This is a genomic window from Spirosoma oryzae (genome assembly GCF_003002825.1).
Lineage (GTDB): Bacteria > Bacteroidota > Bacteroidia > Cytophagales > Spirosomataceae > Spirosoma > Spirosoma oryzae.
Genome location: NZ_PVTE01000008.1, coordinates 196,224 through 219,849, shown reverse-complemented (window position 1 = coordinate 219,849; position 23,626 = coordinate 196,224). Strand labels below are relative to the sequence as shown.

At 52.4% G+C, this 23,626-nt stretch carries 25 protein-coding genes; 10 read left to right on the top strand and 15 right to left on the bottom strand.

Annotated features, from left to right (window positions below; translation table 11 throughout):
- Positions 1 to 119: 119 nt before the first annotated feature.
- The gene (locus CLV58_RS11580; protein WP_106137970.1) at positions 120 to 782 is read right to left on the bottom strand and encodes a DUF1684 domain-containing protein; all 663 of its coding nucleotides are present in this window, start codon (positions 780 to 782) and stop codon (positions 120 to 122) included.
- A 214-nt stretch (positions 783 to 996) separates the two neighbouring features.
- Between CLV58_RS11580 and CLV58_RS11575 the strand changes: the two genes are divergently transcribed.
- The 3 genes from CLV58_RS11575 (at position 997) to CLV58_RS11565 (ending at position 3,868) form a co-directional block, all read left to right on the top strand.
- Positions 997 to 1,404 (top strand): sugar 3,4-ketoisomerase, encoded by a 408-nt coding sequence (locus CLV58_RS11575; RefSeq protein WP_106137969.1) that lies wholly within the window; start codon positions 997 to 999, stop codon positions 1,402 to 1,404.
- Positions 1,401 to 2,489 (top strand): DegT/DnrJ/EryC1/StrS family aminotransferase, encoded by a 1,089-nt coding sequence (locus tag CLV58_RS11570; RefSeq protein ID WP_106137968.1) that lies wholly within the window; start codon positions 1,401 to 1,403, stop codon positions 2,487 to 2,489. The genes CLV58_RS11575 and CLV58_RS11570 overlap by 4 nt, the downstream gene beginning before the upstream one ends.
- Before the next feature lie 161 nt (positions 2,490 to 2,650).
- A complete protein-coding gene (locus CLV58_RS11565) occupies positions 2,651 to 3,868 on the top strand; it encodes an alpha/beta hydrolase (RefSeq protein ID WP_106138010.1) in 1,218 nt (405 codons plus the stop codon).
- An 89-nt stretch (positions 3,869 to 3,957) separates the two neighbouring features.
- Here CLV58_RS11565 and CLV58_RS11560 read toward each other — a convergent pair whose 3' ends face one another.
- A complete protein-coding gene (locus CLV58_RS11560; protein ID WP_106137967.1) occupies positions 3,958 to 6,351 on the bottom strand; it encodes a S9 family peptidase in 2,394 nt (797 codons plus the stop codon).
- A gap of 186 nt (positions 6,352 to 6,537) precedes the next feature.
- Between CLV58_RS11560 and CLV58_RS11555 the strand changes: the two genes are divergently transcribed.
- From CLV58_RS11555 to CLV58_RS11525, 7 genes are all read left to right on the top strand, one after another.
- Entirely contained in the window at positions 6,538 to 6,825 is a 288-nt protein-coding gene (locus CLV58_RS11555; RefSeq protein WP_106137966.1) for a YciI family protein, read from the top strand.
- Between the two features lie 94 nt (positions 6,826 to 6,919).
- Positions 6,920 to 7,609, top strand: a complete 690-nt coding sequence (gene hxpB, locus CLV58_RS11550) for a hexitol phosphatase HxpB (protein ID WP_106137965.1) — start codon at positions 6,920 to 6,922, stop codon at positions 7,607 to 7,609.
- A gap of 31 nt (positions 7,610 to 7,640) precedes the next feature.
- Positions 7,641 to 8,444 (top strand): PhzF family phenazine biosynthesis protein, encoded by an 804-nt coding sequence (locus CLV58_RS11545; RefSeq protein WP_106137964.1) that lies wholly within the window; start codon positions 7,641 to 7,643, stop codon positions 8,442 to 8,444.
- 347 nt (positions 8,445 to 8,791) lie between these two features.
- Positions 8,792 to 9,244 carry a GNAT family N-acetyltransferase gene (locus CLV58_RS11540; protein ID WP_106137963.1) on the top strand — a complete coding sequence of 151 codons (453 nt, stop codon included), beginning with the start codon at positions 8,792 to 8,794 and terminating at the stop codon, positions 9,242 to 9,244.
- 54 nt (positions 9,245 to 9,298) lie between these two features.
- On the top strand, positions 9,299 to 10,426 hold the full coding sequence (hemW, locus tag CLV58_RS11535; RefSeq protein WP_106137962.1) for a radical SAM family heme chaperone HemW: 1,128 nt from the start codon (positions 9,299 to 9,301) through the stop codon (positions 10,424 to 10,426).
- Positions 10,427 to 10,518: 92 nt separating this feature from the next.
- Positions 10,519 to 11,379 carry a monofunctional biosynthetic peptidoglycan transglycosylase gene (gene mtgA / locus CLV58_RS11530; protein WP_245882304.1) on the top strand — a complete coding sequence of 287 codons (861 nt, stop codon included), beginning with the start codon at positions 10,519 to 10,521 and terminating at the stop codon, positions 11,377 to 11,379.
- A 147-nt stretch (positions 11,380 to 11,526) separates the two neighbouring features.
- On the top strand, positions 11,527 to 12,948 hold the full coding sequence (locus CLV58_RS11525; RefSeq protein ID WP_106137961.1) for a glycoside hydrolase family 125 protein: 1,422 nt from the start codon (positions 11,527 to 11,529) through the stop codon (positions 12,946 to 12,948).
- 105 nt (positions 12,949 to 13,053) lie between these two features.
- On the opposite strand, the gene CLV58_RS11520 is transcribed toward CLV58_RS11525, so the two are convergent.
- The 13 genes from CLV58_RS11520 to CLV58_RS11475 all read right to left on the bottom strand — a co-directional run bounded on the left by CLV58_RS11520 (position 13,054) and on the right by CLV58_RS11475 (position 23,423).
- Positions 13,054 to 13,386 (bottom strand): MGMT family protein, encoded by a 333-nt coding sequence (locus CLV58_RS11520; RefSeq protein ID WP_106137960.1) that lies wholly within the window; start codon positions 13,384 to 13,386, stop codon positions 13,054 to 13,056.
- Between the two features lie 138 nt (positions 13,387 to 13,524).
- Positions 13,525 to 14,991 (bottom strand): TolC family protein, encoded by a 1,467-nt coding sequence (locus CLV58_RS11515; protein WP_106137959.1) that lies wholly within the window; start codon positions 14,989 to 14,991, stop codon positions 13,525 to 13,527.
- Entirely contained in the window at positions 14,988 to 17,249 is a 2,262-nt protein-coding gene (locus tag CLV58_RS11510) for a peptidase domain-containing ABC transporter (RefSeq protein ID WP_106137958.1), read from the bottom strand. Before CLV58_RS11510 ends, CLV58_RS11515 begins: the two co-directional genes overlap by 4 nt.
- 122 nt (positions 17,250 to 17,371) lie before the next feature.
- Entirely contained in the window at positions 17,372 to 18,550 is a 1,179-nt protein-coding gene (locus tag CLV58_RS11505) for an HlyD family secretion protein (RefSeq protein ID WP_106137957.1), read from the bottom strand.
- Between the two features lie 189 nt (positions 18,551 to 18,739).
- Positions 18,740 to 19,288: a DUF3267 domain-containing protein gene (locus CLV58_RS11500; protein WP_170108690.1), complete on the bottom strand. Its 549-nt coding sequence runs from the start codon at positions 19,286 to 19,288 to the stop codon at positions 18,740 to 18,742.
- A 116-nt stretch (positions 19,289 to 19,404) separates the two neighbouring features.
- Positions 19,405 to 19,758: a hypothetical protein gene (locus CLV58_RS11495; RefSeq protein ID WP_106137955.1), complete on the bottom strand. Its 354-nt coding sequence runs from the start codon at positions 19,756 to 19,758 to the stop codon at positions 19,405 to 19,407.
- Between the two features lie 75 nt (positions 19,759 to 19,833).
- Positions 19,834 to 20,472 carry a CPBP family glutamic-type intramembrane protease gene (locus CLV58_RS29135; protein ID WP_425443510.1) on the bottom strand — a complete coding sequence of 213 codons (639 nt, stop codon included), beginning with the start codon at positions 20,470 to 20,472 and terminating at the stop codon, positions 19,834 to 19,836.
- Positions 20,473 to 21,322: 850 nt separating this feature from the next.
- Positions 21,323 to 21,568, bottom strand: coding sequence for a hypothetical protein (locus CLV58_RS11485; RefSeq protein ID WP_211300848.1), 246 nt, complete (start codon positions 21,566 to 21,568; stop codon positions 21,323 to 21,325).
- 672 nt (positions 21,569 to 22,240) lie between these two features.
- Positions 22,241 to 22,417 (bottom strand): hypothetical protein, encoded by a 177-nt coding sequence (locus CLV58_RS28350; protein ID WP_170108689.1) that lies wholly within the window; start codon positions 22,415 to 22,417, stop codon positions 22,241 to 22,243.
- Positions 22,418 to 22,469: 52 nt separating this feature from the next.
- The gene (locus tag CLV58_RS28970) at positions 22,470 to 22,595 is read right to left on the bottom strand and encodes a hypothetical protein (protein ID WP_281257904.1); all 126 of its coding nucleotides are present in this window, start codon (positions 22,593 to 22,595) and stop codon (positions 22,470 to 22,472) included.
- 248 nt (positions 22,596 to 22,843) lie between these two features.
- The gene (locus CLV58_RS28965) at positions 22,844 to 22,972 is read right to left on the bottom strand and encodes a hypothetical protein (protein ID WP_281257903.1); all 129 of its coding nucleotides are present in this window, start codon (positions 22,970 to 22,972) and stop codon (positions 22,844 to 22,846) included.
- Between the two features lie 37 nt (positions 22,973 to 23,009).
- Positions 23,010 to 23,171, bottom strand: coding sequence for a hypothetical protein (locus tag CLV58_RS28345; protein WP_170108688.1), 162 nt, complete (start codon positions 23,169 to 23,171; stop codon positions 23,010 to 23,012).
- A 21-nt stretch (positions 23,172 to 23,192) separates the two neighbouring features.
- Positions 23,193 to 23,423, bottom strand: coding sequence for a hypothetical protein (locus CLV58_RS11475; protein WP_106137952.1), 231 nt, complete (start codon positions 23,421 to 23,423; stop codon positions 23,193 to 23,195).
- Positions 23,424 to 23,626 lie beyond the last annotated feature (203 nt).

The following is a 23,626-nucleotide window of genomic DNA, read 5'->3' as shown; positions in this document are numbered from 1 at the left end:
GTAAGGAGAAGAGCAGACCAGCGAAAGGAAGAACGCAGAAAGCGACGGGTTCATTGGTGGTAAAGCCGTCGGATGGCTGGTTTCGGACAGAACACGGGTCCGGTTCGCTCATCAGTACGTTATTTCCGGCTGCTGTCGGGCATACGTGCTGTTTCAGGCTGGTGCGTGTAGCGTTCGCCGGCTTTTACGGCTACAGGAAGTTTGTTTTCAGCGGGCGGCAACGGGCAGGCGTACCCCGGATTGTACGCGCAGTAGGGATTATAGGCTGTGTTGAAGTCCAGTATTGCCTGCGTATCGGTCAACTGCTTTGGATCGAGTTCCAGATAGCGCCCCCCGCCGTACGTTTCCTGGCCCGAAGTCAGGTCGCGGAACAGGATCGAATAGGTATCATCGACTTTGACGATCAGCAGCCGGCACGTTTCGCCATTCAGCCGGAAGACGGCGTGGGCAAATTTTTCGTACACCTCTTCGCTACCGTCGCTCATCCGGACAACCAGCTTCTGTGTCTTGTCGGCAAAGGGTTCCAGCCGCGCTGTTACCCGGTAGGCCGGATCGGGTGCAAAGTAGGAGAGTCCGTTAAATGTTGCCTTGTCGGGAACGGGCGAGTCGGAGTCACTGCGAAAGTCCTCGTCTTTTTTCGTCCGCTTGTCCAGGAGTTCCTGCCGGTAGCGAACCGGATCGACCGACGCGTCGGCGCTGGTCGATTCACTGAAAAAGGTAACGTAAAGGAAAGCAAGTAGTCCTAATCCTAGTAGGGTCAACAGGATGGTTCGGGTTGTCATACGACGGGGAATTATAAGGCGAAATAAGCCGGTTCGTGCCAATTCATCACGTTTGAGACGCTTTATCTGCAAAGAAGTGCGCGCTGACTAAGGTTAACACTGGCGTATCAGTCCGAAACCGATAAATGAATATATTTGACGTCGTTCTAAAAAGGTAGTATAATCTACTACGCGTATATAATCTATCTACTAGGAAATTACTTACCCGCACGGCATGGCAAAATTGTACCAGTTAAAGACCTACTCATCCGAATCTGGCCATTTGACTGTCTTCGACGACATACTGCCGGGTGGGATAAAGCGTGTTTTTTACATTTACGGTGCCGGTGTACAGCCGCGCGCCGGCCACCGGCACGTACAGACCGTCAATGCGCTGATCTGCCTGAACGGAAGCTGTCGAGTCTACAACCATAACGGTAAGCAGGAAACAACCTACTATCTGGCCGATCCGCAGCAGTGTCTGGTCCTGGACCCGGAAGACTGGCACATCATGGACGAATTTACCAACGATGCAGTCCTGCTCGTCGTATCGAATCATCCTTACGATCCCGCCGATTATATCTACGAGCCGTATCCAGGTAGCCGTCTGGTGGATGAGCCAGTGCTGTTGTGTACCCGATGATTCCGTTTCTTGACCTGAAACTCGTTAATCTGCCGCATGAGGCCGCCGTGCAGACTGCCGTCAATCGGGTTGTTGCATCGGGCTGGTACGTGATGGGCCCCGAAGTGCAGGCGTTTGAGCGTGCCTTTGCGCAGACGGTGGGTACCCGGCATTGCATTGGTGTTGCCAACGGACTCGATGCATTAACACTAGCGTTGATGGCCTGGAATTTTCCGGCTGGTAGTGAGGTGATCGTGCCGGCGAATACATACATCGCGTCCATCCTGAGCATCAGTCAGGCCGGACTGGTTCCGATACTGGTTGAACCCGATCCGCAGACGTATCTGCTGGACACCAGCCGAATTGAGGAAGCCATTACGAGTCGGACAAGGGCGATTCTGCCCGTGCATCTATATGGGCGTTGTTGCCTGATGACGCCGATCTGGCAACTGGCCGAGCGGTACGACCTGCGGATACTGGAAGATGCCGCACAGGCGCACGGGGCACGCTATGGCGAGCGCCGGGCCGGGCAACTGGGCGACGCGGCTGCCTGGAGCTTTTATCCCAGTAAAAATCTGGGGGCATTGGGCGATGCCGGAGCCATTACCACCGACGACGACGCGCTGGCCGACCGGCTGCGGGCGCTCCGCAACTACGGTTCTACCCAACGCTACGTCAATGACTGTATTGGGCAAAACAGCCGACTCGACGAACTTCAGGCGGCTGTGCTGTCGGTAAAGTTGCTGTCGCTACCGTCGGAGAACGAGCACCGCCGGATGCTGGCCCGGTATTATCTGACGAACATCCACCAACCGGACGTACAACTGCCCCCGGCCGATCAGATTGATCAGGATGCGTGGCATCTGTTTGTCATTCGACACCCCCGGCGGGATAACCTCCGTACTTGGCTACAGAATCACGGAATCGGCACCGACGTGCATTACCCCGTGCCGCCCCATCGGCAACGCGCCTACGCGTCACTGAACACGCTGTCCTTTCCAATCTCGGAACAGTTACACCGCGAGGTGCTAAGCTTACCGCTCAACTCAGCTGTGAAATTGACCGAAATTGAGCAAATTTGCGTGGCGATTAACGCGTTTGCGTGACGCGCCTGTTGCCGGTTAAGTCTTATGTTCTGAGCCATTCCGTCGATTACCCAGCGGATGAATGCCACGAATCTGATGACTTGGAGCGTACTGGCAGTGGATTGTCTTAATCCATACCAAGTAGTTTACCACCGTTTGTTGCCGTGCTTATGCGGCTGTTTATGAATCGTTTTGTTTGCCTGATTGCCGTTCTTTTCATATTTATCGTCGCTGCCTGTCAGCCGGATGACGTGAAACCCGACCCGGTTCTGATCCAAAGCGCACCGATGGCGTCCTATTCGAATGCGGTGCTGAAGACGCTGAAAGCGCCCAACGATTCGCTGGTGTACACCCCCGGTTCATATAGCCTGGTTATGCAGCGGCTGACGTACTACACAACCCTGGAAGATGGCACCCGCGTTACGGCATCGGGTGTGGTGTATCTGCCGACTCAGGCAACAGGAGGTCAGTCTATGCCCCTGCTGGGCTACCAGCATCCGACGGCATTCTCCAACACAGAGGTTCCGTCGGGCTATGACTATGCGACCCCCACGTTTTCGTATCCGATCTACTTTGCCACGCACGGCTATATCGTAGCCTGTCCCGACTATGTAGGCTATGGCGACGCCAGTGGTATTGCGCATCCCTACGAAAACCGGGCATCATTGGCCCACGCGAGTGTCGATATGCTGCGGGCAACGAAGGAGTGGCTTCAGCAGCGGACCGATCAGGCTAACGCCAGCCAGGCCGGCGCAACCAAACTGTGGAACGGCCAACTATTTCTGGCGGGATTTTCGGAAGGTGGTTACGCTACCTTGTCGGCGCAGCAATTGATCGAACAACAGTATGCTGACCAGCTGCCCCTGACCAGCACCAGTTGTGGATCGGGTCCGTACGCTATGGCGTCGTTTTTCGACTACATTACCCATCAGACAACCCCAAGTGCCGGGGTGGTCAATTACCTGTACGTCTGGCAGACGATGGTGTATAACAAGCTGTACAACGGTAACAAGCCGCTTAACTACTACTTTAAGTCGCCCTACGCCGAACAACTCACCACGTCGCTCGACAGTGCCCGGTCGTTCACCGTCAGCTTCGATCAGCTTTGTACCGACCAGTTTCGGGCTGATGTGCGCAATTCGACGTCTACGTTTGGTAAGGCCCTGCTAACCAACGATCTGACCAACTGGGCAGCTCAGGGTCGGACCTATCTGATTCATAGTGATGAAGATGAGGTGATTCCGTACTTCATTTCACAGCAAACCTGCGCACGAATGCAGAAGCAGGGGGCCAGTCAGATCAGTCTGGTGACGCTGAAAAAACTGAAGCATGTTCCATCGGAGGTACTGTTCATGCGTCGGTCGCTGGAGTTGTTCGAGTCGATGAAAACAAAGAATTAGCTGAAGAGGAAAGAGAAAAGACACAAGAAGAAAGACGCCACAAAACGTATCTTTCTTCTTGTGTCTTTTCTCTTTCCTCTACTTCTGACTTACAATCGCTCTTCGAATAGTTTCAGGATACGCTTGTACTCGTCCATCCAACTGGTCGGTTCGATAAAGCCGTGGTCTTCGACGGGGTAGGGGGCCAGTTCCCAATTCTCTTTTTTTAGCTCGATCAGGCGCTGCGACAGTCGGACCGCATCCTGAAAATGCACGTTGACATCGACCATGCCGTGGCAGATCAGGAGGTTTCCTTTTAGGCCTTCGGCGAAATTGATCGGCGACGATCGGCGATAAGCCAGCGAATCGTTCTGCGGTTCGTTCAGGATGTTGGCCGTGTACGGATGGTTATAGGCAGCCCAGTCGGTAACAGGGCGCAGGGCAGCGCCGGCTTTGAACGCGTCGGGTGTCGTGAACATGGCCATCAGCGTGATGAAGCCACCGTATGAGCCGCCGTAAATGCCTACTTTTCCGGCGTCGACGCCCTGCGTTTTAGCCAGCCACTGCACGGCGTCAACGTGGTCGGTCAGGTCTTTGCCGCCCATGTGCCGGTAGATCCCCGTTCGCCAGTCATGACCGTAGCCCGCACTACCCCGATAATCGATGTCGAGTACCGTGTAGCCCTTGTCGACCAGCAGGTTATGGAACATGTACTCGCGGAAATACTGACTCCACCACTTGTGTGCATTCTGCAAATAACCCGCACCGTGGACGAATACGACGGCCTTTCCGGTTGGTTGTGACGGTTTATACAGCCGGGCGTAGATTGGCTGGTTGTCGCGGGCCTGAATCGTCACATACGTCGGTTCGCGCCAGCTGTAGCTTTTAAACGTTTCCGTCTGCGAATCGGTCAGGCGAATCGGCGAGGCTGTACTTGCAACGGGACTCAGGTAAAACTCCCACGGTTTTGTAGCCGATGAATACCGAATGACCATGTGAGTTTCGTCGGGAGACAACAGCGCGTCGTTTGCGCCCGGCATGGTCGTTAATCGGGTACGATTACCACCCGTTACGGCCATCCGGTACCAATGCTGTTCGCCGGGGTGTACTTCGTTGGTTTGCAGAAAGAACGACCGCTTATCGTTGGACAGCCGGACTTCCTGTACTTCGAATTTACCCGATGTCAGCTGCTTTTTCGTACCGGGATTTAGCGCGTCGACGGTGTAGAGATGCGAATACCCGTCGGCTTCCGATTGAAACCAGAGGGTATGGTTATCGGCCAGAAAACCCATGCTGCCCGGCGAAAACGACCCGCCGATACCCGGTCCGCCAATCCAGGCGTCATCGTGTTGCCGATCCAGAACCGTCAGCGTTAGCGTCGCAGGGTCGAGCCGCGTGATCCAGCGGTCTTTGTTGTCGCCCGACCGGATGACGACCACGGCGACTTTACCGTCTTCCGACCAGACGACGTTGCTGTACGTAACGGGTCGTGGCTTCTTCGCCGTATCGGCTTTCGCTTTTGGGTAGTCGGCCAGGTAAGCCGGACGATCCGTGATGCCGATCAGCGATTTGACACTGAGCGTTCGGACAGTATCTTTCGCAACGTCGTACACGAAAAACTCCTGCGTCGACTGGGGAGCACCTACCTTAACGCGGGTTGGAATGTCTTCGGTAAAGCCAGACTCGGTCACGTAATTGGGAACCTGCGCGATCTTAGCTCCCGACGCACTTTTGATGGCCCGGTAGGTGACGTACTGTCCGTCGGGGCTAAGCTGCTGACCAACCAGTTGCTTGTCGTCGAGGTAAATCTCTTTCGGGCGTTTCGGGCGATTGCGCTTGCTGAGTCGTTCGGCCTCGTCCTTTCGCTCCTTGCGTTCCGTTACGACTGTCGACAGGCGCAGCTGCTCGGCTTTCAAAAACGCTTCTTCGTCATTTTGCTTTGGTTCGCTCTTTTTCGCACCGGGTCGGAAGTCGGTCAGTTGGACGAGTTCACCGGTCGTCAGGTCGATGCTGAATAAATTTGAGCCGCTACGCCGGAACGTAACCCGCTTTTCGTCGCCACTAAAACGGGGTTCGGTTTCGGCGTCGACGGTATTGGTTAGTTGCCGGATACGACCGGTTTTCGTGTCGATCCAGAACAGATCGCCCTGTGACTCGAACACGCGTTGTGTACGGGCACGATTATAGATAGGGCTGGGATCAGTACGCAGGGCCAGGCGCTCGGCGGGGCTGACTTTCTGCGGTTTCGACGGGCTCAGCGTTCTGGTTCCCGATAGGGTAATCTTGTACAGTGAATCGTTTTTGGCGCGGTCGGGATTCCAGTTAAAATAAATTGTTCGGGAATCATCGGACCAAAATGGGGCAGACGGGGTGGTGCCCACGCTAATTTTAGGGTCCTGCATGATCGATTCAATGGTCAGGGCGGGGCGCTGGGGGCTCGGGCCGGACTGGGCCAGGGAGACGAGCGGAAGCAGCGGCAACAGGCTGTAAAGCAGTCGATTCATTCGCTGAAAAAGTGGCTAAAAAAGCATAGAAGCCGGAAAATACGCAGAAACGGCCGATTTTCTCGATTGGCCATGCGATTCCGCAGGAAACCGGGAGCGCAGCCGGGCCGATGCGTGTCTGGCTACCTTACCTGTTGATTCATGGGGTAACTTCTGGTATCTTTCCCCTATTAAACCCAGTTCAGTATGCAGTACGTTATTCATGCTTATGACCATACCGACGCCGACGCACTGACCCGGCGGATGGCGGCACGAGCGGCTCACTTCGATTATGTCAGGCAATTTAATGCGCTGGGGAAGTTCGTTATCGGGGGCGCGCTGCTTGACCCGACCGGCCGTATGATTGGCTCGATGCTGGTACTCGATCTGGAGTCGGAAGCGGAGTTGGCGACGTATCTGGCGGGTGATCCCTACGTTGTACAACAGGTCTGGGACAAAGTCGATACCCGTCCCTTCATGCCGGCAAAATTATAATCCGGTTGACGGTCTTCTGCATGCGGTTTACGGCGATGAGCCTGTTCCGGAGCAGATACCGAAAACTGGCTACCGAAAACTGAAAACTGCTATTTTGATACACGCTGCTTTATTTGATATGGACGGGCTACTGGTGGATTCTGAACCCCACTGGCGGGCGGCCGAACGAGCTGTGTTTGACACGGTCGGGTTATTTCTAACCGACGATCAGTGTAAACAAACGACGGGCATGCCTATTCCGGCCGTGGTAAACTACTGGTACCAACGGCATCCGTGGGTGCAGGAGCCGGGCGCGACGCTGGCGGAAATTGCTCACCGGATCACCGAAGGAGCGCACGAGCGGATCGGTGCCTATGCTGGCCCGATGCCCGGTGCGATTGACGCGCTGACGTTTTTCAACGAACGGGGGATTCCCGTTGCCATCGCGTCGGCGTCGCCCATGAGTCTGATCGAAGTCGTTATCGACCGGCTGGGCATTCGCGATCGGCTGACGCTCTGGCATTCGGCTACACTGGAAGCAAATAACAAACCGGCACCCGACGTCTACCTGGGCGCGGCCCGTCGGCTTGGCGTTTCCCCGACCGATTGCATTGCGTTTGAAGATTCGGGCAGTGGTGTGCTGTCGGCGCATTCCGCCGGAACAATTACCATAGCGGTACCAGCCGATTTCGAACGTGATGATCCGAAGTTTGCTATTGCCGACAGAAAGCTTGACGCCCTGACGGATTGGTCGGCGGAGTTATTTGCCGAGTTGAAAACGTATAATTCTAACCCTGTTGACTAACCTTTTTTACGTCACGTAACGCCTGAACCCCATGCGTCTCTACCAACTCGATGCGTTCACCGATCAGCTGTTTTGCGGAAATCCGGCTGCTGTAGTCCCGCTTACCGACTGGCTGCCCGACGAACGGATGCAGAAAATTGCCGCTGAGAATAACCTGGCGGAAACGGCGTTTTACGTCAAAACGGAAGGCGACAATAACTTCCACATCCGCTGGTTTACCCCCACGGTGGAGGTCGATCTGTGTGGACATGCAACGCTGGCAACCAGCTACGTCGTGTTTTTTCTGGAAAAACAGGCGACCACGGATACGATCAGTTTTGAGTCGCGTAGTGGCCGACTGAACGTTAGCCGTACCGACGATAACTGGCTGACGCTCGACTTTCCCGCCGATCCCGTCCATAAAGCAAACGTGCTACCACCGGCATTGATGGCCAGTCTGGGTGTGAAGCCCGTCGACGTGCTGAAAGGCCGGTCTGATTATATGGTCGTCTATGACTCCGAAGCGACCGTTAAAGGGCTCAACCCCGATTTCCGGGAGATGAGCAGCATTCCGGCTCGGGGCATCATCGTAACGGCTCCCGCCGGCCCTGACTCCAGTGTCGATTTTGTATCCCGCTTTTTCGGTCCGCAGTCGGGTGTCGATGAAGACCCGGTTACCGGCTCCGCGCACACAACCCTGATTCCATATTGGGCCGAAAAGCTAGGGCGCAACACGATGACCGCCCGTCAGATTTCGCCCCGTGGTGGCTATCTGCGCTGCGAACTTGACGGCGATCGGGTTTACATCAGTGGCGAAGTGCAGTTATACATGACCGCCGAAATCAGGCAACTGTAGAGACGCGACCCTTCGCGTCTCATCATCCGTCAGGCAGTACCATCCGTCAGCTGAGACGCGAAGGGTCGCGTCTCTACAATTGAAATTTTAATTTTTACTTGTTCTAAATAAGCTTACTTTTGCTTCCGTAACGAGTTAGTATAATGAACACGGAAGTCGTATCAGTTGACGAGTACACGCTGACCACCTCGGTCAGGCAGGCAGTTAAGGCTAACCCATTTATGGGTACTGAGTGCGTACTGAAGTCATGCTGCAAGAAGTACAAGAAAGGTAAGCGCTGCAAAAAGTGCCCGGATTGAGTGGACCTTACCTGCTACATTTCATCACATACCGCGTAGCTTCGTCTTGTGACCATTCAGTACGAAACCGCTACCACCTTACCGCCAGAGCCTCAGTTTACTGAACTGATTGGCCTGCTTGCTGCCGTATTCACCAATCAGACGCCCGACGCCATTCGGGATGATCTGCTGGCTGCGGCAAACTACCCCGTCCTGCTTGTTCAGCTTGCCTGCTCAGCAAACCGCATCATTGGTTGCAAACTCGGCTATGAACGTGAGCCGGGCTTATTTTACAGCTGGTTAGGCTGCGTCGATTCGAATTTTCGTGGGCAAGGCATCGCAGCTGAATTGATGCGCCAACAGCACGACTGGTGCCGGGCACAGGGGTACAAAACGGTTCAAACCAAAACCTACAATCAGTGGCGGAGTATGTTGCTGCTGAACATTCGGTCAGGTTTTGCGATCGTCGAAACCGAGCCAGGGCGATACGGGCTGAAAATCGTGCTGGAAAAGTCGCTGTAGACCGCCACGCAAGCCGCTGAACTGATTGCCGCTGTGCGTTGTCATACGGGTACAATGCACCTGTACATCCATATTCCGTTCTGCAAGCAAGCCTGTCATTACTGCGATTTTCATTTCAGTACCAATCTGAGTCGCAAGGCCGACCTGGTCGATGCGATCTGTGCGGAGATCAGGTTGCAGCAGGCTTACCTGCCCAGTCAGCCGCTCGAAACCATCTATTTTGGCGGAGGAACCCCCTCGTTACTCACTGAGACCGAACTGGATCGCCTGCTCGTGACCATCCACGAGCAGTATAGCGTTGCGACCGGCGCTGAAATCACCCTCGAAGCGAATCCTGATGATCTGACTGACGCCGTCAAACTAACGATGTTACGGCGCTACGTCAATCGATTAAGTATCGGCATTCAGACGTTTGATGAAACAAGTTTGCGCTGGATGAACCGGGCGCACAATGCGCAGGAAGCACTGGCCAGTGTCGACCGGGCGCGGCAGGCCGGTTTCTCAAATCTAAGTGTTGACCTGATCTACGGGATTCCGAACCGGACCGATGCGAGCTGGGAAACGGATCTGACGACCATGCTGGCGCTGGATGTACCACACCTGTCGGCCTATGCGCTGACGATCGAGCCTGACACGGCTTTTGGGCGGTGGGAGCGAAGCGGTAAGCTGACGCCCATCGATGAACAACTGGCCGCTACGCAGTTTGAGCAATTGACAGCCGCGCTGATCGACGCGGGTTACGAGCATTACGAAATATCGAACTTCGCCAAACCTGGCCAGTATGCTCGTCACAATACAGCCTACTGGCAGCGCCGGCCGTATCTGGGTGTCGGACCGAGCGCGCACTCATACAATGGGGTGAGTCGGCAGTACAATATCGCCAACAACGCTCGTTATATCGCTGATATTCGGCAGGGTGTACTGCCCGCCACTGTTGAAGAGTTGACCGTCGCCGACCAGGTAAATGAGTATCTGCTGACGGGCCTGCGTACACAGTGGGGCTGTTCTATCGCCGAACTCGATACGCTGCTCGGTAACGACTTTTCCGGTCAGCTACAGCGTGAACTGACAAATCTGTACCAAACCGGCTGGCTCCTGCGCGATGGCGATCGGTTACGACTGACCCCCGCTGGTAAACTCTTTGCCGACCGGGTAGCCGCTACGCTGTTTGTTGAGGAGTGAGTTGCTGACCGTGCCGGTTCAGGAGAAAATTTGGCTGGTCGCTGCCGAGTCTAGCCGAAAAATGCCCATTTTCGCAGTTCCGCCACTAGTGTATGAGTCCTCGCAGTCCAGACGATAATCCCCTGAAACCGGTTCAGAAGCCCCGCCCGAAGGCGGGACAGGCTGGCGAGAACCGCTCTGGAAAGAACTACTCTGGATCGAGTAAGCGAATCTCGTCGGGACGGTGGCAGCAGGTGCGGCAGTTCATGCACCAACGACCGGTGCTGGCGCAGCTGTACTGGCTACTGGTGCGGGTGGTGGTGTTTCTGCTCATCACGTCGTTTGGTGCGGTGGTCGTGCTCAAATACGTGCCGATCTGGGTAACACCCCTGGTTGTCTCGCGCTGGATCGATACGTTCGGAACCGACGAAAGTAGCCACGTCTACAAAAAATGGCGCTCGTACGACGACATCAGCAAGGAAGCGGCTCTGGCCGTGATAGCTTCGGAGGATCAGGCGTTTCCGAGACACTGGGGCTTCGATTTCGATGAAATTCAGGATGCTATCCGGGAGAATCAACACCGTAAACGCCCCCGTGGTGCCAGTACGATTACGCAGCAGGTGGCCAAAAACGTGTTTCTCTGGAGCGGGCGAAGCTATGTGCGCAAGGGGCTGGAGGTTTATTTCACCGTACTGATCGAATTGATCTGGGGCAAACGACGTATCCTGGAAGTCTATCTGAACGTCGCCGAAACTGGACCGATGACGTTTGGTGTCGAAGCGGCCTCCCAGCGATTTTACCATCATTCGGCGGCTGAACTGTCGCGAAACGAGGCTGCCCGCATCGCTGCCGTGCTGCCCAATCCTATTCTGCTTTCCATTCGTAACCCATCCAACTACGTACAGCGTCGGACCCGGCAGATTGCCCGGCAGATGCGCGCGCTGGGCGGGCAAAAATACATACGCAACCTGTAAATGGGTTTACGGTATCCAGTTCACGGTTTTCGATGGTCCGTCACACGGCGGCTATCGTGGCGAGGTTCGTCGCTCGAGGAGCCGAACGGTAATGAGCGACCTCTGCAAACCGAAAACTGTATACTGTAAACCGAAAACTAACCTGATATGAACCGTCGTCATTTTATACAACAGAGTTCGCTGGCAACCGCTGGCGTATTGGCCCGACCGGCGTTTAGCCTTGCCGCTGGCGGTGCCGATTTTCCCGTCGTGCGCGTGGCTGAGAAAGACCGCAACTTCACGAGTCCGGCCGTGGAGAAGGCGATTCAGACTGTCAGTCAAAGCAAGATAAATCCTGAACTGGCCTGGCTGTTTGGCAACTGTTTTCCGAATACACTCGATACGACCGTCGACTTTTCAACCGCTAACGGGAAGCCCGATACCTATGTTATCACCGGCGATATCGACGCGATGTGGCTGCGCGATTCAACGGCACAGGTAACGCCCTATCTGTCGCTGATCAAGACCGACGATAAACTGCGGCAACTGATCGCGGGGGTGATCAACCGGCAGGTGCAGTGCATCCGGAAAGATCCGTACGCCAACGCGTTTTACAAGGATGCCAGCAAGGTCAGCGAGTGGAAAGACGACGTAACCGACATGCAGCCCGGTTTGCACGAACGTAAGTGGGAGATCGACAGTCTGTGCTACCCCGTTCGTCTGGCGTACCAATACTGGAAGCGTACCGGCGATACCACGCCCTTCGATCAGGACTGGCGGGAGTCTGTTGCGCTGACCGTCAAAACGTTCCGTGAGCAGCAGCGTAAAAACGGGCATGGGCCGTACAAGTTCGAACGACGGACGACCTGGGCAACCGATGGCGTGCCGCTGGGTGGCTACGGCTACCCGGCTAAACCCAACGGACTGATCTGCTCGATGTTCCGCCCCAGCGACGACGCGACGATTTACCCGTATCTGGTTCCGTCAAACTTCTTTGCGGTCGTGTCGCTGCGGCAGGCGGCTGAGATGCTTCAGGCCATTCACAAGGACAAAGCCGCTGCCGACGCCTGTACGTCGTTGGCTAGCGAAGTCGAAGCGGCTTTGAAAGCGCATGCCATTGTAACGCATCCGCAGTTCGGCAAAATCTACGCCTACGAGGTGAACGGTTTCGGCAGTTATAACCTGATGGACGACGCCAACGTGCCGAGTCTGCTGGCGATGCCGTATCTGGGTTCAGTGCCGGTCAGTGACCCGATTTACCAGAATACACGCCGGTACGTGTTGAGCGCAGAAAATCCGTTTTTCTTCAAAGGAACGGCGGGCGAAGGCATCGGCGGACCGCACGCGGGTATGGACATGATCTGGCCGATGAGCATCATCCTGCGCGCCCTGACGAGCACTGACGATCGCGAAATTAAAACCTGCCTGAACATGCTTCAGCGTTGCCATGCCAACACGGGCTTCATGCACGAGTCGTTCCACAAAAACGACCCGACGAAGTTTACCCGCAAGTGGTTTGCCTGGGCCAATACGCTGTTCGGCGAACTGGTCTGGAAGCTGTATAACGAGAAAAAATCGCTGCTGGCGTAGATTTTTGTCATCCCGACGCCAGGAGGGATCTTCGGTGATTAGCTGAAAATATCGCCTGTTACAGAAGATCCCTCCTGGCGTCGGGATGACAGAAGCTTTGAAAAATTACAGCGCCAGTTCAACCGACGGGTCCCACAGTTTGGTCTGGAAGTCGACAACGCGGTCGTCGACGATTTGTACGCCTTCGTCTTCAAGTAGCTGCTGCATGATGGTTGGGCCGCCGAAGAAGTGCTTACCCGACAGAACCCCCGCACTGTTGACAACCCGATGGGCGGGTACGTTGTGGCCGTGCGAACTGTTCATGGCCCAGCCGACCATCCGCGCTCCCGCCCGCAGGCTCAGATAGCGGGCAATTGCGCCGTAAGTTGTCACGCGCCCGTGGGGCACCTGTCGGACAACCTGATACACATCCTCAAAATAATCGTGCTGTTCAGCCATAATGGGGATAAAGGTAGCGCGATTATTTTTTCAACGCAGAGGCACAGGGAACACAAAGGTTGTATTCAGTTTCCCGCGTTCTTACTGCTGCTCACTGGCCAGGAATGGCGAAACCTTTGTGTACGCTGTGTTGAAAAATCATAGCGCGCCACTTTGGTAGAAGTGAACGATCCTGTCGCGCAGGATACGTTCGTAACGCGCCTGAATCAGACTGATGGTTGCCTTGTCGAGGTTACTTTTCGCCAGGTTGTAATCGACGGCGGGGAGCAGACCGGCGTTGTACCGGGCTTCAGCCGCCTGAAATGATTGCGTCAGTGTGGTGACCTGAGCCGACAGGGCTGTGTACCGATCGTAGGCGTTTTGTTGCTGCGTCACCGACTGATCGATGGTTTGTCGCAGATTCCGCCGGGTACTTTCGGCCTGCGATTCCGCGAGCTGCTGTTGCAGGCGGGCGTTGGTCGTGCGGTAGCGAACCTGAAAGCCGTTGAGAATCGGAATACGGATACTCAGCGTCAGGCTTTTGTACTGATTATTGGTCAGCTGCTGGAAATAAGCGATGTCCTCCGCGCCGGTTACGGGCGTCAGCACCCGTACCGGATACGATTGCCCGGATACGTCGACAAAGCCCGTCGTTGTTTGCTCGACCATATCGCCGGTCATGACACTGCGTCGGGCGGCACTGGAGTAGGAGGTTCCCCAACTGGCATTCAGCGTGACGCTCGGGTAAGCTAATCCTTTTGCCAGTTTGAGGCCAAGCTGACTGGCCTTCGTACGCAAGTTGGCGGCTAACACATCGGGCATAAACGTCTGGGCCTGACTGTATACCTGATAGGCATTGCCAGGGCTTGGGGGCGTTACCGTACTGGGATCATTGATATGATCGAGTACCAACTGGGTCGTGGCGGGCAGGTTCAGCAACTGAAGTAATGTCAGCAGGGCTGTCTTACGGTTCGTTTCGGTTTGTACGTGCTGAATCTGGTCATTAGCCAGTTGACTCCGGGCGTCATACAGGTTGTACGGGGCAGTCGTGCCGGCCTTCACCAGCTTTTCGGTGCGGTCAACCAGAGCCTGCGAGACCTGTACCTGCATCATACTGGCCCGGTCGAGGTCCTGCGCCGTCAGGACCTGTAGATATGCCAGCAACACGTTGAACGTCACCGCATTTTTGGTGGCTGCCAGCTCAAACTGACTGGCCTGAGCCGTCAGGTTTTGTTGAGCAAGCGTATTTTTTAGCTGAAAACCGTTGAACACCGTCCAACTGGCACCGACGCCCAGGGTGCTGGTGGCAATCTGCGAATTGGTGATCGAATTGGTGTACGGATCGACGTTGCGGCCAAAATTCTGTCCCTGGTTGGTGAACGCCGACACAACCGGCAATTGGCTCTTGCGTGTCTGCTCGACGGTGTTGTCGGCCAGTTGTTGCTGAAGCTGCGCCTGCCGGATCGATGGCTGGTTATCGATCGCCAGCGCGATGCATTGGTCAAGCGTCATTGTGACGGAAATAGGCTCGTCTGTGGCAGGAACTTGTCCGGCTGTGTGGAGCGGCTGCGCGTAAGCTGATCCAAGCCAGCCCGTCAGCAGTGCGGTGTAGAGGAAGCGGTTCATACGGTCAGGGTGGCTGGTGTGATAGCCGATTCGGAAGCCGCCGACTGATCGCCGTTGGCGCTGATCTGCATCAGGTTAAGTGTCGTTGCCGGGTGTGCTGAAATGGTTAGCGGCATCTGCGACGCCCACAGCTTGTAATACGCGCCTTCCCGCATCAGCAGCTCCGTATGGGTACCTTCTTCGATAAGTTTACCCTGCTCGATTACGACGATTTTGTCGGCGTGCATCACCGTGCTGAGCCGGTGCGCAATCAGAATTACCGTCTTGTTGTGTTCGCGCAGGTGGCGAATGGTTTCCTGCACACACTGCTCCGAAACGGAGTCGAGCGAGGAGGTCGCTTCGTCCAGAATCAGCACGTCAGGATTCTGGTATAGGGCGCGGGCAATGGCAATTCGCTGCTTCTGCCCCCCCGATAAACTGGCTCCGTTTTCACCGAGGTACGTATGAAAACCGTTGGGCAGTTTCTCAATAAAATCGGTGATGCCGAGTCGCTGGCAGATGGATATGATACGCTGCATGTTCGGCTGGTAGTCGCCCACGGCGATGTTGTCGATGACATTACCCGCAAACAGGTCGATTTTCTGCGGGACCACGCTTACCCGCCGGCGGATGCTGTCGTTGCTGATGTGTTTGATGTCGTAATCGCCGATGTGAATACTGCCATGTTGCAGCGGATAAATGTTTTGCAGCAGCGACAGCATGGTCGATTTGCCCGAGCCGCTTTCACCCACAACGGCCGTAATCTTGCCCTGCGGTACGACCAGCGTCAGCTTGTCGAATACCTGGGTACGGGTGCCGTAGCGAAACGACACGTCGGTGAAGCGGATGTCGCCCAGCATCTCCGGTTGTAGCTCGATCTTGTTCTCGGTGGCTTCCCGCTCCAGGTCCATGATCTCGAACAGACGGTCGGCGGCAATCAGCGCGTCCTGTACGGTACGGTTTGCGCCGATCAGCTGACTGGCCGGGCCGGTGAAGTAGCCGATCAGTGCGTAGAACGACAGCAGTTCGCCGGGCGTGATCTGATTGTCGATGACAAAGCCCGCGCCGACCCACAACAGGATAATCGTAAACAGCCGCGACACAATCTCCGTCGCGTTACCCGACCATACCGAGTTGCGGGCCGAGGTGAAAATGGTTTTCAGTAATTTGACGAAACGCGTCTCCGTTTTAATGTTGGCGAACGACTCCAGACCGAATCGCTTGATCGTACCCATGGCGTTGAGCGACTCGACCAGTTGCGATTCCAGTTCGGCCGCGTCTTCCATCAGCGTCCGCTGGTGCTTCTTGTTCAGCCGGTTGACGACAACGTAGATACCCGCGTAGAACGGAATGACGGCCAGCATAATCAGCGCCAGTTTCCAGTCGTAGGTAAACATCATGCCGAACGAAAACAGGACAATGAATACGTTGACAACCAAGCTGGTAGCGGCATCGTTGATGAACGCCCGAATCTTGACGGCGTCGTTGATCCGCGAGATGATCTCCCCAACGCGCATGGTATCGAAGAACTGTTGCGGCAGTTTCATCAGGTGTTTGTAATACCCCAGAATCAGCCGCGCGTCGATCTGTTGCCCGGTCTTGAGCGCGAACATGCTTTTGAGCGTACCGATAAACAGCTGCAAAGCCAGAATCAGAATCATGACGACGCTGAGCAGATTGAGCAGGTTTCGGTTGCCTTCCACGATCACGTTGTCGACGATTTTCTGCACGTAAATCGACGTCGACAGGCCGAGTACGGTGTAAATCAGCGCGCCGAACAGGGCCTGTATCATCACGCTGCGGTGTGGCCGGATCAGTTGCCAGAACCGCTGCATGGCCGACACTTTTTCGTTGCCCGCTTCGAACTGCTCGTCGGGCAGGAGCAGAATCAGCACGCCCGTCCAGATTTTCTTGAACTCTTCGTGCGTGTGTTTGATGAGTTTGCCCGGTCCGGGGTCCATCACGACGATGTGCTTGTCGGTGACGTCGTAAATGACCACAAAATGGTGCAGCACTTCCTTGACGACGACGTGAGCAATAGCCGGTTTGGGAATCTTGGTCAGGCTTTCGAACGTACCCCGTACCCCCTTTGCCTGAAAGCCCAAGCGGGTAGCGGCTTCGATCATGCCGAGTACGTTGGTGCCTTTCTGATCGGTCGACGCCATTTGCCGGATGCGGGCAATGGGCATCATCAACTTATAGTGAGCCGATATCGACGCCAGGCAAGCCGCCCCGCAATCGGTAATATCGTGCTGTTTGATAATCGTATGGTTGGCCATGGTGAGGGAGGAAATGTTGGTGTTCAGTTTTCGGTATACGGTTTACGGATATGCTCGTCGACGGATGCTATATGATGGCTACCGTGAGCTGAAAACCGTATACCCTAGACCGGGAGATACGTTTAGTTTTTTGCCAGCGTATGCGACTGTGTGGGGTTGAGCCAGTCGTCGGCGTTGTCGTAGAGAAGGTCGAACAGGCTGCGTTCGGTAACGACGAACCGGGCCCGCAGCGTCATGCCTTTTTTCAGGTAGCCTTTGTAGCCTTCTTTCAGCGTCAGAAAGTTCCGCGCCAGCTGACAGCGGACTTTAAAGACCGGCTGTTCGTTGACGACGACGACATCATTGGATACTTCGGCGACTTTGGCTTGTACCAGCCCCCACTGGTTGTAGTCGAAGGCGTCGACCTGCATCCGGGCGGTCATGCCGGGGCGCAGCAGGCCAATGTCTTTGGGCGAGACGTAGCACTCGACCAGCAGGTTGGAATCCGGTGAGATCACACCCAGCACCTCGCCCGGCTGTACATAGCTGCCCGGATAGCGGCCCGCCAGTTGACTCACCGTTCCATCGACGGGCGCTTTGATCGTGTGCAGGTCGCGTTCGTTCAGGAGCTGCCGTTCCTGCGCCCGTAACTCATCGAGGGCAAGCTGATGCTGCGTCAGGTTCGCCTGCCAGTCGCTTACCTGCCGCTCCACCTGCGCGGCATACTGCGCGACAACCGTTTTGTGCGCAAACTCCTTGTCTTCAAATTCCTGCCGCGCCAGTACTTTGTCCTGATAGAGCTGTTGCGTGACGTCGAGTTCGTGCTTCCGCTTTTCCTGCGTCTGCACATTCTCCGTCAGCAAAAACCGAAATTGCTCATACTGCTGCCGGATCAGGGGCGATTGCAGTCCAGCGATAGTCAGCAGGTCGTGACGCGTCGCCCGGACGAGTCGATCGAGATCGTGAATGTTAAGCAGTTTCTCTGCCTGCTGCGAACGGTTGAGCCGCAGTTTGGTGTCGAGTACGTCCGTTTGCAGCCGGATCATGGGTTGCCCCCGCCTGACCGGCTGATTGTCGCGTACCAGCACCTGCGCGACCGTACCGGCTACCAGCGGGCGAAGGTCGTTGCGTTCGGCGACCGGGCGGATGATGCCCGCGCTCTGCACCGACACGTCGGTACGAATGAAGGGAAGGGCTACCAGAGCCGCGATAATGGCGAACGCGACCGAGCAATAGATGAGCTGCCCCCGAACCGTAACCTGGGGCAGGTAAGCCTCCGTCGTATGCTCAATGACGGTGGGCGGGTGTAACTGATTCTGCATTGCTTCTGGCGTTTGGGATACTGGCTACCGGCATGCCGGTTTTGTATACCAAAGGTCCGCAGCTGCCGTGCGCGGCTCAATAACAGCCCGTTGTACTCTATAACTTACCCGACTAGGTTATGCGGCTAACCCAAAAGGTCGCCCGATATGGACGACCTGATGCATTGGCCTGTATGTAGTTTGTGGGCATCAGTCAGCGATACCAGGATTATGTGTCGACTCGTCGGGAAGTACGATCAGACCTGCCTTTTTGGGGTGATCCTGCACCCTTGCCGTAAGGGGCAGGTGTCGCATGAGCCAAAGGATCAGCATATCGCCCGATGCCGCCAGCGTAAAGAAGATACCAAAGACGGTTAACCAGAGATTACCCGTTGCCAGGGCCACCAGATAGGGGATAGCCCCCAATACAAGGAGCGGCATACCAACGACCCATCGGTACTTCTGAACGGATAGGGGAACGGTGCTGTGAAAATATGGCGTCAGCGTTTGCCACTGTACACCGAACTTAGCGTCCTGTCGCCGGATACCGCCGTACCAGATCGCTGTGTACCCATGAATTAGTTCATGCGCGACAATACCGACGAACATGGCTGCAATAAACCCTAGTATTGGCCTGACACCCGAATCAAGGACGGCTTTCATGGAGAAGCCCCAGAACTGATAGAAAGGCCAGGCTAGTATTGGGGCACCGACCAAAAAGGCCAATCCACCGTAAAGCTGCGCCTTTGCAGTGGACATAGTAAGCGGTTGCGGCATGTTTATTCCGAGAGATAGTAGCCACTTCGAAGAGAATAGTGTCATCGATAAGTACTGTGAATATGTATATGGATCACGCTCATCAGCACGGGTAGCCACTATTTTTTATTCTTGTGGCTGTTGGATTTTAGCGATAGATACAGAGAAAAGCCGGAGGTAGCTATCGCTCCAGAAGCCAGCCCGACTGCTAGCCCTTTTTGATTATTTTGGTTGGCTAATATTGATCCGGCAATTAGCGGTAACGTTAGCATGAGAAACAGCCGACCCGTTTTTGCCTGCTTCAGCGTTACAGTAGAATCGGAGCGATATAAATTATCGTTATCGTAAGTCAATATGATTTTGTTTCTGGCTATCTCATTTTCAGTAGAAAATGCCTGAGCTTTTGATGTTTCAATGGTAATTATTTGAACAATGATTACAAAAACTAGTGTAACTAAAATTCTCGCTTTCATATTAAGTGATTGTTTAAAAGGTAATAATTTGTATGGTGATTTTATTGGTTTTTGATGAACGAATAAAATAGGTTATTATGCTATAATTAACGTAATTATAACAGCTATAAAGTTATTAAATATATGTGCAGATAAACTCCACTTTATTCCATACTTTATGGCAAACCAGCTGAAAATGAGACCGGATAAGAAATGCGGTAACAAGGTAAGTACTTTAGTTTGAAAATTGACATTTGCAAAATTGTAGTTATTGTAGTGCCATAGCGCAAAGAATATAGAACTGAGATAAACTAAGAAGATTCTTGAAATTGTAGATGCGTTAATCGTTAAGAATGTGCTTATAATTTCATCTTTAAAAATGATGCATAGTGTCACGCTTACTAACAGTATTAGTATTGATTTTAAATGAAATTCGTAAAAATTGACTCCATTTAATCTACAGGAAAAAAGATATAGAAAAGTTATAGAAGAGTAAATTAATACAGTACTATTCGATTGGGTAATGCCTCTGAAACAAAACTCTTCTAGTAATGGAGCGAGTATGACTACTTCTACGAAAAACCTGATAGTAGATACCTCTGATAACCAACTTGTTAAGTTATCGCCATTTTTTACAGAATTAATAAACCCGTATTTACTAAGAATTACACATGTCGAACCTACTAATAGCTTAATCAATAAGAGTAGTAGGAATGCTTTTAAAATAAATACCATTTTAACGGAACTACTTGCCTGAATGTCTCTTTGAAGGAGACTAGACCCTTGTGTAAAATTAGTTATTTCTGCTATAATCTGTTTCATAATCTATAGCGCAAGCCAGTCACATCGAATGTAACTGGCTTGCTTTTTAGTTGTTCGCCAGGAATTTCGTGCTTATACAAATATAATAATTATCGAAAAGAGTGAAAGGACTGATTGACTTGATGAAACACGGACGAGTTTTATAAGAAAACTCTGGAATAGGTAATTAGCTTTAGTGCCACATTGTCTATTTAGAGAGTCATTTCTCTTCTACTAAGTACGAAATTATGTCACCTGATATAGAGGCTATTATGTCTTAATAATCAAAAGTTTCCCCAAATGATTTGTTGATAGTATAATGAGGGAATAGTTCGTATGACACAACACCTAAAGTTACGAATATTGAAATTAAACTCTTTGGGTTGAAAGAATTAAATTTGTGCCTTATTGTAATGTGTAAGAATAATAATGACAGTGCAATTACAGCCAGGAAGTTTGGCAAACTTCCTAATACAATATCTATAATAGGATCTATGTCCATTGATAATGGTCTTATATACAACTGATCTGATAGAGCAATTGTGTCGCAGGAAAGAACAAATAATATACGATTTGACATATAACATTATAGTATTATAAATTGCTAGCTTATCAAAAGTATGACGAGCTAGCAATTTACTTAAATGGTCAACATTAAATATGGTGAAAATGAATTTTCGGGCCTGGAGTTGTTAACCAATTATCAATTACGCTAAGGGCGTGTCGGAAAATTGAAAAGAACTGATAACGGGATTAACTTTGTAGTCGCCAAACAACAGAGTTATCACCAAACAGTGGTAGCCACCGTACCGGCTACCAGCGGGCGAAGGTCATTACGTTCGGCAACCGGGCGGATGATGCCCGCGCTCTGCACCGATACAGCGGTACGAATGAAAGGAAGGGCTACCAGAGCCGCCACAATGGCGAGCGCGACCGAGCAATAGATGAGCTGCCCCCGAACCGTAACCTGGGGCAGGTAAGCCTCCGTCGTATGCTCAATGACGGTAGGTGGGTGAAATTGTTTTTGCATCGTTTCTGGCGTTTGGGATACTGGCTACCGGCGTACCAGTTTTGTATACCAAAGGTCAGTAGATACTATACGGGGCTCAATAACAGTGTGTTGTACTCTATAGCCCGCCGGAATAGGATATCTGTTTTGCAAGTACAAAGTTGTCGATAATATTTATCTAAGAAACTTTTTTGCTGCATAATAATGCATATTGTTGTATGTAAAGTGTTCGAACAAGATATGTAAATGGGCTATGATTTTACTTGTAAATTGTTGCAGGTTTTTTTAATGGAAATATTGGTAAAGTTTTCTTGGAGGATAATTTGAAGAAGAGCACTATTGCATGTAATAATAATCGTGTATATAGAATCAATATTCATGGCAGATTTATGCGCCAACTAATATTCTTGCTTGCTTAGCCATATGTCGTGCAACAGAAATGATCTGTGTAACCAATTGTCTACTGGTTACACAGATCATTTCTATTACATTACTCAGAAAGATTACATATAGAGTGAAGGGTCTTCAACCTGCAATCTATGGAAATTATCACCAATCCAAGTCAAGACTCTAACAGTCAAGTCCGATATACCACCACCACCGATGATAAAACTCATTTCATTTTCCGAGAGGCTATCAAATTGATTGAACATGATTTCTTACGAATTTTGTAGTTAATTAAGTGATTATATATTACCGTGAACGTTCGCCATTTGCATAACGTGCTATCCCATCAATTACTTCGCAGGCAACATATGCAACTACGGCGATAGCAACATCATCCCATCCGAATATACCACCCTCCACAATTTGTAAATCCTCGGAATTCATTTCTACTACCTCGGCTTGATAAAAATTGAATGTGTTCATTTTTTGTGTAAAATTAGTTGATTAATAGATTTGTAATAACACTTGTGACAGGTTACAGTAACAAAAGTAGAATAGCAGCCGCCAGCATGTAGTGCAGCGCGTCACCACCGTCTACCTGATTCATGTCGAATGCATTCATTTCTACTACTTCGGCCTGATCGAGGTTGAAATTAGACATTGTGTTTGATTGTTAAATAGTTATAAAAATTGATTTTGTTCACTGCGTTCTGGACTTAGCCCGGATGCCAAACTCACAGCAAACGGTACGCGCACTGTGTATGAGTAGTTTCCTGATGCCTGTTGTCGATAGGGTCCGCTAATTGGCTGAGTTTCGCCGATCTGTGTCAGGGCGTTTTGGAATCGCTATCAATTATCTTCCGCTGACGAATCAGCAACGAAGCGATCAGGTATTGCAAAGAGGGTAATTTAAACGTTGGGGCCCATTAGTCGGCGGAGCAGGTCCGCGGCTGCATCGACGAGAGCGTCAGATAGCCAGTTGCCACCCGTGATGTCTTTTGCTTCTTCCTGGGTAATCTCCTGATAGTCTACTTGCATAGCTGTGTTGAACATATACGTGAAAAAATAAACTGAATTATTCGTACTGCTGGTAAGGTCTGTTCGATCCGTTTGCTTCGAAATCATCGCTCAAATCGCAGAGCGTATCAGCAAGGCGCGCTGCCAGTTGGATAAACCAGTTCCCGCCTGTAATGTCTGCCGCTTCAGTCTGTGAAATTTCCTGAATATCCGTGTGCATAATTTTAGAAAATAAGTAAGTCTAATTCGGCAATTCCGTGATGGGGGAAGGTCTTTCTGGCGTAAGATCTCTTATTCGCGCTGGCTTGCCTTTCGGATTGTCGATCGTGTCGTCAAGGGGGTCACCCTGTAGTTTGGGGGCAGGCGATTCTTTTTGAACAGTCGTCGATGCTGGAGCAATGGTGTTGCTTTCTTTACAGGCGGTAGCCAGGAACAAAAGTCCGGCCGCTACCAATAGATTTTTTGTGGTCATTTTCTTGCTGTTTTTGCTTGCTGGTATGGTACAAAGGTCAGGTGATATTTTACGTTTTTCAACAACCTGTTGTTGTACTTTATTCGATCAGGTTATAAGGTGTGGGTGTTTTTTTAGGTAAGAATTTTCCCGCTATCTAGAGCGGGAAAATTGCTCTGTACATCCCATTCACCTGCATAGTTTTTTGAATTGCTTTCCGTACG